The organism is Ruegeria sp. B11 (genome assembly GCF_056539785.1).
In genome coordinates this window covers 148,669-166,273 of record NZ_JBQFVO010000001.1, presented here as the reverse complement: position 1 = coordinate 166,273, position 17,605 = coordinate 148,669, and the positions used below count along the sequence as shown (strand labels likewise).

The 17,605-nt window shown below is 57.2% G+C and carries 17 protein-coding genes; 6 read left to right on the top strand and 11 right to left on the bottom strand.

The features are described 5' to 3' along the window. Positions 1-33 precede the first annotated feature (33 nt). From ACR0I1_RS00875 to ACR0I1_RS00850, 6 genes are all read right to left on the bottom strand, one after another. Positions 34-879: an ABC transporter permease gene (locus ACR0I1_RS00875; protein WP_480561690.1), complete on the bottom strand. Its 846-nt coding sequence runs from the start codon at positions 877-879 to the stop codon at positions 34-36. Next, a complete protein-coding gene (locus ACR0I1_RS00870) occupies positions 876-1,793 on the bottom strand; it encodes an ABC transporter permease (protein WP_480561692.1) in 918 nt (305 codons plus the stop codon). The genes ACR0I1_RS00875 and ACR0I1_RS00870 overlap by 4 nt, the downstream gene beginning before the upstream one ends. Beyond that, positions 1,790-2,221: a GNAT family N-acetyltransferase gene (locus ACR0I1_RS00865; RefSeq protein WP_170393374.1), complete on the bottom strand. Its 432-nt coding sequence runs from the start codon at positions 2,219-2,221 to the stop codon at positions 1,790-1,792. Before ACR0I1_RS00865 ends, ACR0I1_RS00870 begins: the two co-directional genes overlap by 4 nt. After that, positions 2,221-3,018, bottom strand: a complete 798-nt coding sequence (locus tag ACR0I1_RS00860) for an ABC transporter ATP-binding protein (RefSeq protein ID WP_170421163.1) — start codon at positions 3,016-3,018, stop codon at positions 2,221-2,223. Before ACR0I1_RS00860 ends, ACR0I1_RS00865 begins: the two co-directional genes overlap by 1 nt. Positions 3,019-3,073: 55 nt before the next feature. Further along, positions 3,074-4,528, bottom strand: a complete 1,455-nt coding sequence (gene hydA / locus ACR0I1_RS00855; RefSeq protein WP_170393377.1) for a dihydropyrimidinase — start codon at positions 4,526-4,528, stop codon at positions 3,074-3,076. A 92-nt stretch (positions 4,529-4,620) separates the two neighbouring features. Further along, complete coding sequence (locus tag ACR0I1_RS00850; RefSeq protein WP_170662813.1) at positions 4,621-5,871, bottom strand: Zn-dependent hydrolase; 1,251 nt, start codon at positions 5,869-5,871, stop codon at positions 4,621-4,623. Positions 5,872-6,042: 171 nt separating this feature from the next. Here ACR0I1_RS00850 and ACR0I1_RS00845 point away from each other — a divergent pair, with 171 nt between their 5' ends. Further along, on the top strand, positions 6,043-6,651 hold the full coding sequence (locus tag ACR0I1_RS00845; protein WP_170393378.1) for a TetR family transcriptional regulator C-terminal domain-containing protein: 609 nt from the start codon (positions 6,043-6,045) through the stop codon (positions 6,649-6,651). A gap of 37 nt (positions 6,652-6,688) precedes the next feature. Then, positions 6,689-6,910: an N-(5'-phosphoribosyl)anthranilate isomerase gene (locus tag ACR0I1_RS00840; protein ID WP_480704565.1), complete on the top strand. Its 222-nt coding sequence runs from the start codon at positions 6,689-6,691 to the stop codon at positions 6,908-6,910. A gap of 51 nt (positions 6,911-6,961) precedes the next feature. Here the strand turns inward: ACR0I1_RS00840 and preA are convergent, their stop codons facing one another. The 3 genes from preA to ACR0I1_RS00825 form a co-directional block, all read right to left on the bottom strand. Then, entirely contained in the window at positions 6,962-8,266 is a 1,305-nt protein-coding gene (preA, locus tag ACR0I1_RS00835) for an NAD-dependent dihydropyrimidine dehydrogenase subunit PreA (protein ID WP_170645896.1), read from the bottom strand. Positions 8,267-8,311: 45 nt separating this feature from the next. Continuing rightward, positions 8,312-9,646, bottom strand: a complete 1,335-nt coding sequence (locus tag ACR0I1_RS00830) for an NAD(P)-dependent oxidoreductase (protein WP_480704563.1) — start codon at positions 9,644-9,646, stop codon at positions 8,312-8,314. A 159-nt stretch (positions 9,647-9,805) separates the two neighbouring features. Beyond that, entirely contained in the window at positions 9,806-10,438 is a 633-nt protein-coding gene (locus tag ACR0I1_RS00825; protein ID WP_480704561.1) for a cupin domain-containing protein, read from the bottom strand. 152 nt (positions 10,439-10,590) lie between these two features. Here ACR0I1_RS00825 and ACR0I1_RS00820 point away from each other — a divergent pair, with 152 nt between their 5' ends. From ACR0I1_RS00820 to ACR0I1_RS00810, 3 genes are all read left to right on the top strand, one after another. After that, positions 10,591-11,586, top strand: coding sequence for a hypothetical protein (locus ACR0I1_RS00820; RefSeq protein ID WP_170405116.1), 996 nt, complete (start codon positions 10,591-10,593; stop codon positions 11,584-11,586). A 72-nt stretch (positions 11,587-11,658) separates the two neighbouring features. Then, a complete protein-coding gene (locus ACR0I1_RS00815; RefSeq protein ID WP_170405113.1) occupies positions 11,659-12,951 on the top strand; it encodes an O-acetylhomoserine aminocarboxypropyltransferase/cysteine synthase family protein in 1,293 nt (430 codons plus the stop codon). Between the two features lie 4 nt (positions 12,952-12,955). After that, positions 12,956-13,666 (top strand): GNAT family N-acetyltransferase, encoded by a 711-nt coding sequence (locus ACR0I1_RS00810; RefSeq protein WP_480704559.1) that lies wholly within the window; start codon positions 12,956-12,958, stop codon positions 13,664-13,666. Between the two features lies 1 nt (position 13,667). Here the strand turns inward: ACR0I1_RS00810 and ACR0I1_RS00805 are convergent, their stop codons facing one another. After that, positions 13,668-14,363 carry an SIMPL domain-containing protein gene (locus ACR0I1_RS00805; RefSeq protein WP_170421149.1) on the bottom strand — a complete coding sequence of 232 codons (696 nt, stop codon included), beginning with the start codon at positions 14,361-14,363 and terminating at the stop codon, positions 13,668-13,670. A gap of 164 nt (positions 14,364-14,527) precedes the next feature. On the opposite strand from ACR0I1_RS00805, the gene ACR0I1_RS00800 reads away from it, so the two are divergent. After that, positions 14,528-16,414 (top strand): hypothetical protein, encoded by a 1,887-nt coding sequence (locus ACR0I1_RS00800; protein ID WP_480704557.1) that lies wholly within the window; start codon positions 14,528-14,530, stop codon positions 16,412-16,414. Between the two features lie 56 nt (positions 16,415-16,470). On the opposite strand, the gene hppD is transcribed toward ACR0I1_RS00800, so the two are convergent. Continuing rightward, positions 16,471-17,568 carry a 4-hydroxyphenylpyruvate dioxygenase gene (gene hppD, locus ACR0I1_RS00795; RefSeq protein ID WP_170393394.1) on the bottom strand — a complete coding sequence of 366 codons (1,098 nt, stop codon included), beginning with the start codon at positions 17,566-17,568 and terminating at the stop codon, positions 16,471-16,473. Between the last annotated feature and the right edge of the window lie 37 nt (positions 17,569-17,605).

Sequence of the window (17,605 nt, the reverse complement as noted above, 5' to 3'; positions counted from 1 at the left end):
TGCCCCGTTTATGGGGTCTGTTGAGTTATTCCTTTATCCTCGCTGCGACGGATGCCAGAAGGTTACCGCCTTTTCGATCATCGCCACTACGCCATAGAAGGCCGTCCCCGCCAGCGCGGCCACCACAATCTCGGCCCACACCATATCCAGCGACAATTGCCCGACGCTGGTCGATATCCGAAAGCCCATGCCCAATGTGGGGGAGCCAAAGAACTCAGCCACGATAGCGCCGATCAGCGCCAGAGTGGTAGAAATCTTTAGCCCGTTGAAAATAAACGGCATAGCGGCGGGGAGGCGAAGTTTCAGGAAGCTCTGCCAATAGGTGGCGGCATAGGTCTCCATCAGATCGCGCTGCATCGTTGTGGCTTCGCGCAGCCCTGCCACCGTGTTCACCAGCATCGGGAAGAACACCATCACTACGACGACCGCCGCCTTGGAATGCCAGTCGAACCCGAACCACATCACTAGAATGGGTGCGGTGCCCACGATCGGCAGCGCTGCAACGAAGTTGCCGACGGGAAGAAGCCCGAGGCGCAGGAAATCCCATCTATCCACGGCAATTGCCATGAGAAAGGCCGAACCGCAGCCGATGATGTAGCCGCTGAGTGCTCCCTTGATGATCGTTTGAACAAAGTCAGCCCAAAGTGTCGGCAAACTGTCCCAGAAACGGTCCCAGATGACCGATGGTGCGGGCAGGATGACCAAGGGCACTTCTAGTCCACGCACCACCAGTTCCCAGATGCCAATCACGGTCAGACCGAAGATCAGGGGCGCAAGAAACCGCACCATCCGTGTGTCAGAATAGGGTCCGCTGGCCAGACTGCTGTTCAACCACCAGCCCAATAACCAGACTGCGATTGCACCAAGAATAGGTATCATTGTGCCATCCCCATTCGTTTCAGGACGGTCCGCTCGATCAGCCCCAGCAACCCGACGAGACAGGCGGCGAGAATGGCCGCAGCGAACAGCGCCGACCAGATCTGTACCGTCTGGCCATAGTAGCTACCGGCCAGCAGCCGTGCACCCAACCCGGCAACAGCCCCGGTCGGCAGTTCTCCAACAATGGCCCCGACCAGCGAAGCAGCGACGCCAATTTTCAGCGATGTGAAGAGATAGGGCATCGAGGCCGGCAGGCGCAGTTTCCAAAACCCCTGCGAACGGCTGGCATTGTAGGTTCGCAGCAAATCCAACTGCATAGCATCCGGGCTGCGCAGCCCTTTTACCATGCCTACGACGACGGGGAAGAAACTCAGATACGCCGAAATGATCGCCTTCGGAATGATCCCCTGAACCCCAACAGAATACAGAACAACGATGATCATCGGAGCCAGCGCAATGATAGGAATGGTCTGGCTAACGATCGCCCAGGGCATCACCGACAGATCCATCACCCGACTGTGCACGATCCCGACCGCCAGTAGGATGCCCAACCCGGTTCCGATAGCAAAACCCAGCATCGTGGCGCTCAGCGTGACCCAGCCATGATAAATCAGAGAGCGTTTCGAGGTGATTTTTTTCTCAATCGTGGTTTCCCACAACTCAATCCCAACTTGATGGGGTGCAGGCAGACGGGGGCGGTCCTGCTCCCATGTGGCTGGGATTGCAAACGCGTTGTTCAAGGCCAGACCGATCTCACCCATGTCCCGGCGATCCTTGGCTGAAGGTGGCTGGACTTCAGCACCCACGCGCTCCTGTTCAGTCAGAACCCCTTTGATATTCATAGGAATACAGGCCGCGTACCAGACAACGACAATGGCGGCGATCACGGTGAGGACTGCAATGATCTGCTTCATGCGTGCCACTCCATCCGAATGACAGGCACCGTGTCAGGTGGCACCGGAGGCTCTCTTCCCGTCTCAACAAAGCCCTCGCGCCGATAAAACCGTTGCGCGTCGACATTTGGCACATGTGTGGTCAGCCAAAGATGGTCGCGCCCCTCCTTCGCCTTATCCAGCAATTGCTTGCCGATGCCCTGCCCAGTGCGCAAACAATACAGCGCACCAACCTTATGTTCGACCGGATCGACAGACATATAGCAATCAATCGGATCACCTGCGATCCAGATGTCCCTGTTCGGAAACGCCTCAAGGATCAGATCCGCCAGCTTTTCTTCTGGCAATTCCTCGGGTATCCAATCGGTCTGGGCGGCCCAGGTCGCGATGATGCGCGCGCAATCCCCCACATCTTCGCGGGATGCCCGTCTGATGCCTTTATCCGCCATCACACATCATCCCCATGACCCGCTCGCAATCCTTCTCGCACGCGGTGGGCGACTTCGATAAACTCGGGCGTATCACGGATATCCAAAGGCCGCTCTTTCGGCAGAGGGCTATCGATCACATCCGTGATCCGGCCGGGCCGAGGGCTCATTACCACGATTTTGGTGCTGAGATACACCGCTTCGGGGATCGAATGTGTCACGAAACCGATGGTCTTCTCGGTGCGCGCCCATAATGCCAGAAGCTGTTCGTTCAGATGGTCGCGCACAATCTCATCCAGCGCACCGAACGGTTCGTCCATCAGCAGAATATCCGCATCAAATGCCAAGGCCCGCGCAATACTGGCCCGCTGTTGCATCCCGCCCGAGAGCTGCCAGGGGAACTTACCGCCAAATCCATCAAGATCAACAAGTTCCAGAACCTTTCTAACGCGTTCCTCCTGCTCGGCAGAGGAATAGCCCATGATCTCAAGCGGCAGCTTGATGTTCTTTGCAATGGTCCGCCACGGGTAGAGCCCGGCCGCCTGAAACACATACCCATAAGCGCGCTTTCGCCGTGCTTCGTCAGGCGTCATGCCATTCACGGTCAGGGTCCCGCCGGTCGGTGTTTCCAGTGCTGCGATACAGCGCAGGAACGTCGTCTTGCCGCAGCCCGAGGGGCCGATAAAACTAACGAACTCGCCCTTGCCAATCGACAAGTTCACATCTTTCAGCGCATGAATAGGCCCATCATTCGTCTGAAATGTAAGATCCAGCTGCCTTGCCTCAATAACGGGCTGAGTAGTATTTTCTGTATTCATTCCATTGCCTTGAAGAAGCTCAGACCCGAGTCGCCAGAAAGGCGACCCAAGGGGTTTATACTCCCGTTGCCGGTATACCTGTCCGCTCAACAGGCCGGGGCGCTGTCAACTCTTTCCAGGTGCTCAGCGCCTTGTTCACATGGGTATTGGCCTCACGTGCCACGAACTTACCGTGCCCTTCCTGAGTCTGAATCTCGCCATCATGTACAGCCACCGCACCGCGGGTCAGCGTGAACCGAGGCAGCCCTCGCACCTCTTTGCCCTCGAAGACGTTGTAGTCGATCGACGACTGCTGCGTATCAGCCGAGATCACCTTGGCCTTATCCGGATCCCAAACCACCAGATCAGCATCCGCTCCCACGAGAACCGCGCCTTTTTTCGGATAACAATTCAATATCTTGGCGATGTTAGTTGAAGTAACAGCCACGAACTCATTCGGCGTCAATCGCCCGGTATTCACCCCATGCGTCCAAAGCATCGGCATCCGATCCTCCAGCCCTCCGGTCCCGTTCGGAATCTTGGTGAAATCCCCAACGCCATAGCGTTTCTGCTCGGTCGTAAAGGCACAGTGATCCGTGGCCACCACACTCAGTGTTCCGGACTGCAAACCGTTCCACAAGCTATCCTGATGCTGTTTGTTCCGGAACGGAGGGCTCATGACTCGCCGTGCTGCATGCTCCCAATCGTGATGGAAGTATTCGCTTTCATCCAACGTCAGGTGTTGGATCAAAGGTTCGCCCCAAACCCGTTTGCCCTGCATCTTGGCGCGTCGAATAGCCTCGTGCGCCTCCTCACAGGAAGTATGCACCACATAGAGCGGCACACCCGCCATATCCGCGATCATGATCGCGCGGTTGGTTGCCTCACCTTCCACCTGTGGCGGGCGGGAATAGGCATGCGCCTCTGGCCCGGTATTACCTTCTGCCAATAGCTTCGCACTCAGTTCTGCAACCACATCGCCATTCTCGGCATGAACCATCGCGGTGCCACCCAACTCGGCCAGACGCTTGAACGAAGCAAACAGCTCATCGTCGTTCACCATCAGCGCGCCTTTATAGGCCATGAAATGCTTGAACGTATTGATGCCACGCGTCTCGATGACGGTTTTGATGTCGTCAAACACCTGCTCGCCCCACCAGGTCACCGCCATATGGAACGAATAATCACAGTTCGCGCGCGTAGACTTGTTGTCCCAACGCTTCAGGGCGTCCAACAGGCTTTCGCCCGGATTAGGCAACGCGAAATCCACAACCATCGTGGTCCCGCCTGCCAGCGCTGCGCGCGTGCCGCTTTCGAAATCATCGCTGGAATAGGTTCCCATAAACGGCATTTCCAGATGCGTGTGCGGGTCAATCCCTCCGGGCATGACATAACAGCCCGATGCATCAAGTTCCTTATCACCTCGCAGGTCCGGCCCAATCTCAGTAATCACACCACCTTCGACCTTTACATCCGCCTTATAGGTCAGATCAGCGGTCACAACGGTTCCGTTCTTGATTACAGTGCTCATGTTAAACTCCCTGATGCGGTCTACGCCGCTTGCTTCATCTGGCTAAAAATACCCCGGGGGAGCCGCCCATCGGGCGACGGGGGCAGAGCCCCCTATTCCACAATCTCTGCTGTCTCAACGACCGCATGCAACAGAACATCCGCCCCGGCTGCAGCCCAATCCTTGCTGATCTCCTCAGCTTCATTATGGCTCAACCCATCAACGCATGGGCACATCACCATCGCCGTTGGCGCTACCCGGTTGATCCAGCAGGCATCATGCCCGGCGCCCGAGATGATATCCGTATGCGAATACCCCAACCGCTCAGCCGCATCGCGCACCGCCGCCACGCAACCTTCATCAAACTTCACCGGATCAAAACCGCCCACTTTCTCGAATTCGATCTGCAGCCCCATCTCTTCGACGATATCTTCAGCTGCGACTCGCAGACGGTTCTCCATATCAGTGATAACGTCCAACTCGGGCGAGCGAAAATCGACCGTGAACACTGCCTTTCCGGGGATCACATTGCGTGAGTTCGGATAGACATCGATATGCCCCGCCGCACCCACGGCATGAGGTGCATGCGACCATGCAATCTCGTCCACTTTCTCAAGAATACGCGCCATCGCCAGCCCGGCATTCTTGCGCATCGGCATCGGTGTAGACCCAGTATGCGCATCCTTGCCGGTCACGGTAACCTGGGTCCAGCTCAAACCCTGACCATGGGTTACAACGCCAATATCCTTACCTTCAGCTTCCAGAATCGGGCCTTGTTCAATGTGCAACTCAAAGAAAGCGTGCATCTTGCGCGCACCAACCTCTTCATCGCCGCGCCAACCGATGCGGTTCAGTTCATCTCCGAACTTCTTTCCTTCGGCATCCTCACGTGCATAAGCCCAGTCCTGAGTGTGCATTCCGGCAAACACCCCCGAAGACAACATCGCCGGGGCAAATCGCGTTCCTTCTTCGTTGGTCCAATTGGTGGCCACAATAGGGTGCTTGGTCTTGATGCCCAGGTCATTCAGCGTGCGAATGATCTCCAGCCCACCAAGCACGCCAAGAACGCCATCATACTTGCCACCTGTGGGCTGCGTATCCAAATGCGACCCTACATAAACCGGCAGAGCCTCGGGGTCCGCTCCCTCTCGTCGGGCAAACATATTGCCCATCTGGTCCAGCCCCATCGAGCAACCGGCATCCTCGCACCATTTCTGAAACAGCGCGCGCCCTTCGGCGTCCTCGTCCGTTAGCGTCTGACGGTTGTTGCCACCCGCGACGCCTGGGCCGATCTTGGCCATCTCCATCAGGCTGTCCCATAACCTGTCGCCATTGATCCTGAGATTCTGCGCCGGAGCTGCCATCATGTTCTTCCCTGTTGCTTGCGATTTGGCTCGCTTTTGGTGTCTTGATTTGACCATCTGGTCAAACTCACGCTATCACGGGTTCGACATCAGTCAAGAAATTGCAGTGGCCTGCCGGAATTTTCGACATAATTGACGCCCAACTGGCCGAAAAAAGGACAACAGGTGAACATGCCCAAAGACCGCGCCCCAACCCGGATTCAGCAAAAGAACCGAGCAGCGATTCTCGAGGCGGCCCTGAATGTGTTCTCAGCCCACGGTTTTCGCGGCGCAACCGTCGACCAAATTGCAGCTGAGGCGGGGCTAAGCAAGCCCAATCTGCTCTATTATTTTCCATCGAAAGAAGCGATCCATACAGCCCTGTTGTCGGGTCTGCTTGAAGTCTGGCTCGCTCCCCTGCACGCGTTGAATGAGGATGGCGACCCGCTGGAAGAAATACTGTCTTATATCCAACGCAAGCTTGAGATGAGCCGCGACCTGCCGCGCGAGAGCCGCCTCTTTGCCAATGAGCTTGTTCAGGGCGCGCCGCGCATTCATGAAGCTTTGTCCAGCGATCTCAAAAAACTGGTCGATGAAAAAACCACGATTCTGACAAGCTGGATGGCTCAGGGGAAAATTGCACGAGTCCATCCCTATCATCTGATTTTTTCGATCTGGGCGCTGACACAGCATTATGCGGATTTCGATGTTCAAGTCCGGGCAATTCTTGGGGAAGAAGACCCTTTCGAAGGCGCGGTTCCGTTCGTGGAAACGCTCTATCGAAAACTGCTTACACCTTAAGAGACGTTTAACCCTATTGAGAAAAGCTCGGAGCATGATGACGTATCGCTCAGATCCCGAGCCTTGGATCACCCAGCTTTTCTCGTCCCGATCTGCTCGAACGGGAGCTGTTGTGCGACGCTCAGTTGCTTGGGTCGAACGGGAGGTTGGTCACGCGGCTTTTCAGGCAGAAGTGAAACGGCGCGGATACCATTTGATCCGCACCGCCAATCAATATGTCATCATCTGCCACAACGGACCCATCGACATTCTGTTCTGAGTAAATTCGTCGAATTTTCTCCGCCAAGATTTTTCGACGAAAAATCTCTGACTACTCCGCCGCTTTCGCCATGGGGTTGTTGGGGTGTGTCGTCCAATTGGCATATTCAGGATCAACGACCTTGCCTGTGCGCGGATCAACCGCTCCGGCGGCCATCGGATCCATGGAAATACACCCCTCTACAGGGCACACATCCACGCAAAGATTGCAGGCCACACATTCCTCGTCGATAACCTCGAACACCCGATCCGCCGACATCGAAATCGCCTGATGGCTGGTGTCTTCACAGGCTGCAAAACAGCGACCGCATTTGATGCACTGATCCTGATCGATCTTCGCTTTGGCGATGTAGTTGAGGTTCAGATATTGCCAATCCGTCACATTGGGCACTGCGCGTCCGATCACTTCGTCGATATTGGCATAGCCTTTCTCATCCATCCATTCCGACAGGCCGGCCGTCAATTCATCGATGATTTTGAACCCATAGGTCATCGCTGCAGTGCAGACCTGAACATTGCCGCAACCCAGCGAGATAAACTCTGCTGCATCGCGCCAAGTGGTGACGCCACCGATGCCTGAGATCGGCAGCCCATGCGTGGCTTCGGCCCGCGCAATCTCGGACACCATCGACAACGCGATTGGTTTCACCGCCGGTCCGCAGTAGCCACCATGGCTGCCTTTACCGTCAATCGAGGGTTCGGGGCTGAAGGTGTCCAGATTGACGCTGGTGATCGAGTTGATCGTATTAATCAGCGATACCGCATCCGCGCCCCCATTCTTCGCCGCCGCCGCAGGTTTGCGGATATCCGTAATGTTCGGCGTTAGCTTCACGATAACTGGGCGGTCGTAATACTGTTTGCACCAACGGGTCACCATTTCGATGTATTCCGGCACCTGCCCGACGGCAGACCCCATACCCCGCTCGCTCATCCCGTGCGGACAGCCAAAATTCAGCTCGATCCCGTCCGCACCGGTTTCAGCCACACGCGGCAGAATGGCCTTCCAAGCAGCCTCCTCACAGGGCACCATGATCGAGGCGATCAGGGCGCGATCTGGATAATCCGCCTTTACGCGGGCCATTTCCTCAAGGTTCACCTCAAGCGGCCGATCTGTGATCAGTTCGATGTTGTTGAGTCCCAACAACCGGCGGTCCGCGCCATAAATCGCGCCATAGCGTGGGCCGTTCACATTCACGACCGGAGGCCCCTCGGCCCCCAAGGTCTTCCACACTACGCCGCCCCATCCGGCCTCGAAGGCGCGGCGAACATTGTACTCCTTATCCGTCGGTGGCGCGGAGGCCAGCCAATACGGGTTCGGGCTTGATATTCCAAGAAAGTTTGATGTTAAATCAGCCATTTATCCGGCCTCCCTGATGCAGCTCTGCATCTTTGTCTTTGAGTTTCACGCGCTCAGTGCAGCGTGGATATCCATCGCGGCATCGCGACCTTCGGCTACGGCGGTCACGGTCAGGTCTTCGCCTCCTGCCGCACAGTCTCCGCCAGCCCACACACCGGTCATTGAAGTGCGTCCCGCCCCCGTCACGGCAATCTTATTGCCATCCAGCGTTAGGCCTTCCGGCGCACCGTCAAGCGTCTGACCGATGGCCTTAAGAACCTGATCAGCCGGCACACGGACAGTTTCACCCGTTCCGGTCAGTCGACCATCATGGCTCGCAGTATACTCCAATTCGATCTCTGCTGCGGCACCATTTCCGTGAATGGCCACCGGCTGAACATTGCAGAGAATCCGAACACCATGCGACGCCGCCAAATCCTGTTCGTACCGGCTGGCACCCATCGCGTCGCGACCTCGGCGATAGGCGATGGTGACGTGCTCAGCGCCTAGCAGTTTCGATTTCACTGCCGCATCTACGGCAGTCATACCACCGCCAATCACAACGACATTGCGACCCACAGGTAGATCAACCAGATCGCTGGCCTGTCGCACATCCGAGATAAAGTCGACCGCCGGGCGCACCCCGTCTTTATCGACACCATCAGCCCGCAGTGCGTTCACCCCCGCAAGTCCTATTGACAGGAAAACAGCGTCATAGTTCTCCTGCAACCCTTCCAGAGAAACCGTCTCTCCCAGAATCGAACCGGTCTCGATCGCGATCCCGCCAATTTTAAGCAGCCAATCGACCTCGGCCTGTGCAAAATCATTGGTAGATTTATACGCCGCAATCCCGTATTCGTTCAGACCGCCTGGCTTGGGCTTGCCTTCGTGGATCACCACATCGTGCCCCAGCATCGCCAGACGATGCGCACAGGCCAGACCGGCGGGCCCTGCCCCAACCACGGCAATTGTCTTGCCGGTTGATGCGGCGCGCTCGAACGGATGCGCACCCGAGGCCATCACATCATCGGTTGCATAACGCTGCAGGCGTCCGATCTCGACCGGCTTGCCTTCTGCCGTCTCACGCACGCAAGCCTCTTCACACAAAGTTTCGGTCGGACAAACCCGGGCACACATGCCGCCCAGAATGTTCTGCTCCAGAATGGTCTGCCCTGCCGCCTGCGGTTGCCCGGCCTGAATCTGGCGAATGAACAACGGAATATCGATATCCGTAGGACAGGCCGTCACACATGGCGCGTCATAGCAGAAATAGCATCGATCGGCGGCCACAGCGGCCTCGTGCGGGGCCAGCGGCGGATGCAGATCGGTGAAATTCGAGGTCAGCTCATCGCTGGAAAGCCGCCCGGAGACGATCCCGGGTGCCATCTGGCCCTGTGCCATCACTCTACTCCCTGTAGATATGTTTGTTATGGACCCCAGCTTGCCACAATCTGATTTTTTATCAATTGGTAAAATTTGCCAAATGGTCAAAAAATGAAAAATCCGGGCGGAATGGCCCGGATTCAGTCAGAAATTGCCTATTTTGTTGGCAGCGGCGGCTCAGACCATCCCGCCCAGGTGGCCGGATTTGATCCAAACACGGGCTCCGCCCTCTCCTGCTACAGCAGCAAAGCGTGATCCAGGCGGCAAGCGCAACCAGTCCCAAGTGCCAAATTCTTCGCCCGCCTCGGCAAAGCCACCTTCGATAACAAAGACCTCAAACCCCTTATCGGCGTCCAATTCAATATGTTCGCCCGCGCCCCAGGTTTGCACCTGGACATCCTCATGCACATCCTTGAACAAATCGATATCTCCGCCCCCGTTGATCGAGCGCCGAACCTCGGTGCAGTCATTGGGGTCGAACTGATGCAATTTGACCAGAATAGTCGCGCCTTCGCTGGCCGAGGATGTATGGGAGGACGTCGGGGGATTGCGTACATAGCTGCCGACAGGGGAATCTCCGGTTTCATCCTGGAACACTCCGTCCAGCACCAGATATTCCTCACCACCGTCATGAGTATGCGATGAAAACGCGCTGCCGGGGGCAAAGCGCACGATGGTTGTGGCACGCGCCACTTCCTCGCCAATGCGGTCCAGCATCTTGCGTTCGACGCCAGCAACCGGTGACGCGACCCATTCGGTCTGATCAAAGTGAACGGCGACCCGCTGTGTGAAATCTGCATTGACCCGCATATGCAATCCCCCTGCGTTGCTGTCACATTAGATGGGAGCACGAGCCGGATTTGCAAACCGGTCATGTTTGGGGTTTTGACGCCCTTCACAGCTTGTTGTACTTCCGGTTGAGGCAGCGGCCGAATACCGGCCCGATCAGAAAGCGCAATACGATGCAGGCAAGCCCGGCGACATTTAACATCCTCATCATCGGGCAAAACAACCGGCTGCAATACGAGGCATTGCTTTTCGCCGCCTCGCTGCGCCACAGCTCATCAGGGTTCAAAGGTCGGCTGTTCGTGGGGGTGCCACAGCCCGGCCCTCTTTGGCCTCAGAACCCCAGCATTCAGGATGCCGAAGTTCTTGAAGCCCTGCAGCATCTGGGTGCCGAGATTCTGCCTTTTGAGTCTCATGCTTTTGGCTCGAGCTATCCCAATGGCAACAAGATCGAAGCTTTGCTGGCGATGCCAGAGGGTGAGCCCTTTGTCTTCTTCGACTCCGACACTCTGATCACCGGCGAAATTTCCGACGTCCCGTTCGATTTCGAACAGCCCGGCGCCTCACTTCGGGTCGAGGGAACATGGCCCAAACCCACGCTCTACGGCCCAGGATATGAGGGTATCTGGCGCGCACTGTATGACCGGTTCGGGCTGGATTTCGAAAGCTCTCTCGATCCCAGCCAGCCCGAGGGTTATTGGCGGCGCTACCTGTATTTTAACGCCGGTTATTTCTTCTACAAATGCCCCCGCCAATTTGGTGAGCGGTTTATGGGCTATGCCCGCACCATTCGCGACGAGGAAATCCCCGAACTGACCGGGCAAGTTCTGAACCCGTGGCTAGATCAGATCGCCTTGCCGCTGGTCATCCATTCCTTCGGTGGCGGACGGGATGCCCTGCCCGAGGGCCTGCTGGATGGTCGGATCAGCTGCCACTATCGCCTGTTCCCGATGCTCTACGCCCGCGAAAGCGATCATGTGGTCGAGATATTGGAAACCGTCGTGGCCCCGAACAAGATCAAAAAAGTGCTCAAAGGCTATGATCCACTGAAGAAGCTCGTGATACAGCGCAAGGGTGCGAAGATCCGGGCATTGTTCGACCGAAACAACCTGCCCGCACGCGAACAGGTCATTCGCAAAACGATCAAGTCCAAGGGGCTTTGGCTGCGGTGACGCGGACATTGTGCCGGGCGAGCCAATGTCCTAGAGATTCAGCAACACACATTCCAACAGGAGATTTCCTCGATGTCTGACGGACCCACCTACGGTTTTGACACGCTGCAAATTCACGCCGGGGCCCGCCCCGACCCTGCCACAGGCGCGCGCCAGACACCGATCTACCAGACCACGGCATATGTATTTCGCGACGCGGAACACGCCGCCGCGTTGTTCAACCTGCAGGAAGTGGGTTTTATCTATTCGCGACTGACCAACCCGACTGTTGCGGTGCTGCAGGAACGTGTGGCGACGCTTGAAGGCGGTGTCGGTGCGGTCTGCTGTTCCTCGGGACACGCAGCGCAGATCATGGCGCTGTTCCCGCTGATGGGGCCGGGCTGCAATGTTGTCGCCTCGACCCGCCTCTACGGTGGGACGGTGACGCAGTTTAGCCAGACGATCAAACGTTTCGGCTGGTCGGCCAAATTCGTTGATACCGATGATCTGGACGCTGTGAAGGCCGCTATCGACGAAAACACCCGTGCAGTATTCTGCGAATCCATCGCCAATCCCGGCGGCTATGTCACTGATATCCGTGCTCTGGCGGATTTAGCCGATGCAGCAGGCATTCCGCTGATCGTCGACAACACCTCTGCCACGCCCTACCTGTGCCGCCCGATTGAACAGGGCGCGACGCTGGTCGTGCACTCGACCACCAAGTACCTGACCGGAAACGGCACCGTGACCGGCGGCTGCATCGTGGATTCGGGCAAGTTCGACTGGTCGGCAAATGACAAGTTTCCTTCGCTCAGCGAACCCGAACCCGCCTATCACGGCCTGAAATTCCACGAGACCTTCGGCCCGCTCGCCTTTACATTCCACGGCATCGCGATCGGTCTACGCGATCTGGGCATGACGATGAACCCTCAGGCGGCGCATTACACACTGATGGGGATAGAAACGCTATCGCTACGGATGGAGCGCCATGTCGAAAACGCGCAGAAAATAGCAGCGTGGCTCGAGGCAGACGACCGTGTGGATTACGTGACATATGCTGGCCTGCCATCCTCGCCTTATAGCGACAGGGTAAAAAAGCACTACCCGCGCGGCGCGGGCGCCCTGTTCACCTTTGCGGTCAAGGGCGGCTATGACGCCTGCGTAAAGCTGGTGAACGCGCTTGAGATCTTCAGCCACGTGGCCAACCTTGGCGACGCACGGTCGCTGATCATCCACTCGGCCTCGACCACACACCGTCAGTTGACGCCCGAGCAGCAGGAAGCTGCAGGCGCAGGCCCTGGAGTGGTGCGCGTGTCCATCGGGATCGAGGATGCAGACGATCTGATCGCTGATCTCGATCAGGCTCTGTCCAAAGCCAGCGCCTGATCCGATGACCGGGCACAACACAAATGAACTGGGTCAACCCATCGGCTTGTCGGTCGCGGGCGAGTTTCCTCGCCCCACCCCGCCTTACACACCGATGCAGGGCCGGTTCTGTTCCGTTGTGCCACTGGATGTAAACAGGCACGCGCCTGGCTTGTACCGGGCGTTTGCCAATGACATGGACGGCCACAATTGGACTTATCTGCCCTACGGCCCGTTCGACTCTGAGGCGGATTTCACCGCATGGGCGCAGTCAAACTGCATGGATGCGGACCCGATGTTCCATACGGTGCTCGACGCGGATGAGGTGCCCGTGGGGATGGCCTCGTATTTGCGGGTCGAACCAGCAGCGGGTGCGATCGAAGTGGGCCACATCCATTTCTCGCCTCTGCTGCAGCGTAAACCGCAATCGACCGAAGTGATGTATCTGATGATGCGCCGGGTATTCGATGAGCTTGGCTATCGCCGCTACGAATGGAAATGCGATGCGCTGAACGCTCCATCAAAGCGTGCAGCCGAACGTTTGGGTTTCACGTTCGAGGGCGTCTTCCGGCAGGCGACCCATTACAAAGGGCGCAACCGGGATACGGCGTGGTTTTCGATAATCGATAGCGAATGGCCGCGCATTCGGGCGGCCTTCGAGAACTGGCTTGCGCCGGGGAATTTCGATGCATCGGGCCAGCAGCGCCAACCGCTGCAAGCCCGGGTTGGATCGTAGATTACTCCGCGATTTCGAACTCCATCGCGATATTGACCGAAACGGAAATCTCTCCGCCTGCGACCGGCACGCCACCGGCGTCCGACATAGCCATCTCGCGCATCTGAGCCATCGGGCGAACACCTCCGCCGTGGTCGTTGATCGATAGGACGGGACCCAGCGTAACCCCGGACGCCTGCGCTAGTTGCTGCGCCTTCTCGGTCGCATCTGCCACAGCCTTGGCCCGTGCTTCAGCCTCAAGCGGTTTGGGCTCTTGCACGCCAAAGCTCAGACCGCCGAAATCATTCGCACCATCCTTGATGACCGCATCCATGATCTGGCCCAGATTATCCAGATCCCGTACGCGAACCGAAACGCGGTTGGACGCGGTGAACCCAGTGATCTTGGGTGGCTCATTGCTGGAATTGCTGCGCCCCGACCAGACCGGTGAAAGCGAAAGATCGCGCGTCTGAACATCGCGCGCCTCCAATCCCATTTCGTCCAGTCGTTTGAGGATCTGCGTCACCGCATCCGAGGTCGCCTGCATCGCTACCGATGCCTGCGCATCCTGATTGGTCACGCCCAGTGTTATCGTTGCCATATCGGGTGCAACCAGAGCCGTACCGGTCCCGCTGACCGAGATGCGACGTTCTTCCGCATGGGCGGGCAGAGTCGCGGTGGCAGCGGCCATGGCGGCCAAAAAAGCAAGTGTCTTCAAGATGATCCCTCCTTGATGCTTGCTCTCAAGATGGGTGGTCGGGCCCGTACACGGCAAGGGGGAAACGTGCCTTTTTCTTTCCCTCGGCGAGTTCCTGCTCTAATCTCGGCGGGCAGACATCTAAGCGTTTGCATAAAAGCCGACAATTATGGTTCATCGCGATTATGAAACCCGCCTTTGCGCTGTCATTTTCTGAAAACGGCATTTCCTTGCATCATCAGTCGGATGGAGACTGGTACTGCATTGGAACCGTTCCGTTAGATGCGTCGGATTTCGCGGACCAGATGCAGGCCCTTCGGGATCAAGGATTCGCGCTGGAAAATGACCTGAGTTGCAAGCTTGTGATTCCATCCGATCAGGTGCGCCGCTTGGTTGTCGACACCGATGGTTTGGACACCGATGCAGCGGCGAAAAAGGTCAAGGATACGTTGGCCGCAGCCACGCCCTATGAGCTATCAGAGCTGGCTTATGTCGCGGGCGACGTGGGGACTGAGACCCCGGTTGCCGCTGTGGCCCAGCAAACGCTGGACGAAGCCAGCGCATTTGCCACCGATCATGGCTTTATCCCCGAGGCATTCTGGGTCAGCGCAACCGGCAACGATGCTCTGGACGCGCCATTTCTGGAACTGCCGATCATTGTGGATGAGGACGCTGTGATTGCGGCCCCCAAACCCGTTGATACGCCGGACATACCGGTTCACGCCATCGCTGAAGATGCAGCCCCCCCTGCATTTGAGCCTGCTACCAAAGCACTGCCCTCGTCTGCCAAGACAGGAACGGATCTGAAACGCTTTGCAATTCCTGCGATCGCAGCGTCGGTTGTGGTTGGAATGTTGCTGGGTGTCTGGTCTTACAACAGCTCTGACCCCGAAATTGTCGAAGTGGCCGAGCCGTTAGAGCCCGAGCTGCAGCCAGAGCCAGAAATTGTGACGGCAGAACCGCAGACACAGCCCGAACCTCAGGAAACCGAGATCGCAAGCCTCCCACAAGAACCTGAAGTGGCAGAGGAAGAACCGGTGCTCACCCCCACGGACGAGGCCATTCTCGAAGCACTGAAGATTGAACCGGAGCCGGTCGAAGACATCGCTGATCTGCCAGAGAGCAGAACCGAGTTTCGTGAGTTTACCGGCACCGCCCCTGTTGAACCTTCAGATCTGGAGCCAGCGCCTGTGGCTGGCGTGGATAATCAATATCTCACATCGGTCGATCGCTCGGACCTGTCGACCGATTCCGTCGCACTACCCGAACTTGCCAGCCTGGACACAGATGCGTCTTTTGAGTCGATCTCTTTGCCAGGCCAAGCGGGGCAGCGGTTCAACCTGGATGAACGCGGACTTGTGACGCCAAGCGCCGAAGGCACGCTGAACCCGGCCGGCGTTATGGTTTATCTGGGTCGTCCCGCATCTGTGCCCCCCGACCCCCCAACCAGGTTCGAAACAGAACCCGTTGTCGTAGAAGAGGTCGATGAGAGACTCGCGGCGTTTCGCCCACGGCCACGCCCGGAAAATCTGGTGGATCAATTCGAACGCCAGCAACTTGGCGGTCGATCCCGGCAAGAACTGGCCTCGGTCCGGCCCAAGCTGCGGCCCAAGTCTCTGCAAACCCCTCCGCAGGTCGATGAAACCCCGACTGCGCTGGCTGTTGTACGGGTACCCCGTCCAAAAATCAGGCCTGCCAGCATCACGGCGCGCGCGACACGGCAACCTAGTTCTGGGAGTGCAGCGCTAGCCTCGACCGCAAATGTGGCCAGTAATGCCGATGAAGTTGGTTCGTTCCAGCCCAGAACGGTCAATCCCAAAATTCCGTCTTCCGCGTCAGTTGCGAGACAAGCAACCATCGACAACGCGATTAACCTGCGCAAGTTGAACCTAATCGGCGTGTACGGCACCCCGGCAAACCGCCGTGCTTTGGTCCGCCTGCCCAGCGGACGCTACAAAAAGCTGAAGGTGGGCGATCGCATCGACGGAGGTAATGTCATCGCCATCGGCGACAGCGAGTTGCGCTATCAGAAGCGCGGCAAGAACATCACGCTCAAGATGCCGCGCGGGTAAAGAAAATGCGCCATGTCGGTCAGACACGGCGCTCGGTTGATTTCATTGATTCATGTTTAGGCTGCCGAGATTTCACCCGACTCGATCTGCTCGCGTTCGATCGATTCAAACAGGGCTTTGAAATTGCCCTCACCAAACCCGTCATCCCCTTTACGCTGAATGAACTCAAAGAAGATCGGGCCAATGACTGTTTTCGAAAAGATCTGCAGCAGAATCTTGGTCTCACCGCCATCAACTACACCTTCGCCGTCGATCAGAATGCCGTGCTTCATCATCCGATGCTTGGGCTCATCATGGCCGGACACACGGTCGTAAGACATGTCATAATAGGCCTCGTTCGGACCGGGCATGAACTTCAGACCCTTCTCGGCAATGGCATCGGTCGAGGCGTAGATATCGTCGCTGCCCACCGCGATATGCTGGATGCCTTCGCCATTGTACTTCTTCAGGTAGGAGACGATCTGTCCGGTCTCTCCACGATCTTCATTGATCGGAATGCGGATGCGACCACAAGGTGAAGTCAACGCGCGACTGTAAAGCCCGGTGAACTTACCTTGAATGTCGAAAAAGCGGATTTCACGGAAGTTGAACAGGTCGCCATAGAATTTGAACCACTTGTCCATGTTGCCCTTGAACACGTTGTGGGTCAGGTGATCGAGATAGTAGAACCCATCGCCGCGCGGTTTTGACTGCTCCAGCCATTCAAATTCCTCGTTGTAGGGCGAGGTGTCATAATACTGATCGATGAAGTAGATCAGCGAACCACCAATGCCCTTAATCGCCGGAACGTTCATGGTCTTGTCTGCGCCATCATAAGGCTCAGCCCCTTTGGCGATCGCGTGCTCATAAGCCTTCTGAGCATCAACAACGCGCCAGCCCATGGCAGGGGCGCAGGGGCCGTGCTCGGCCACGAATTTGGCTGCAAAACTATCAGGATCCGCGTTCAGGATGTAGGTTACATCACCCTGTTGCCAAAGCTCGACCTTGGGGGTGTTGCGGTGATAGCCGACATAGTCGAAGCCCATTCGCGCAAACAGGTCTCGCAGCTCTTGCGGCTCGGGATGTGCGAATTCAACAAACTCAAACCCGTCGGTACCGGCTGGGTTTTCTTCGCTGATGACAGATTTCGGGGCGTTATGCGGGAAAGGACCCATGGCGCGTCTCCTCGGAAAACAGGAATTTCTTTGCTGA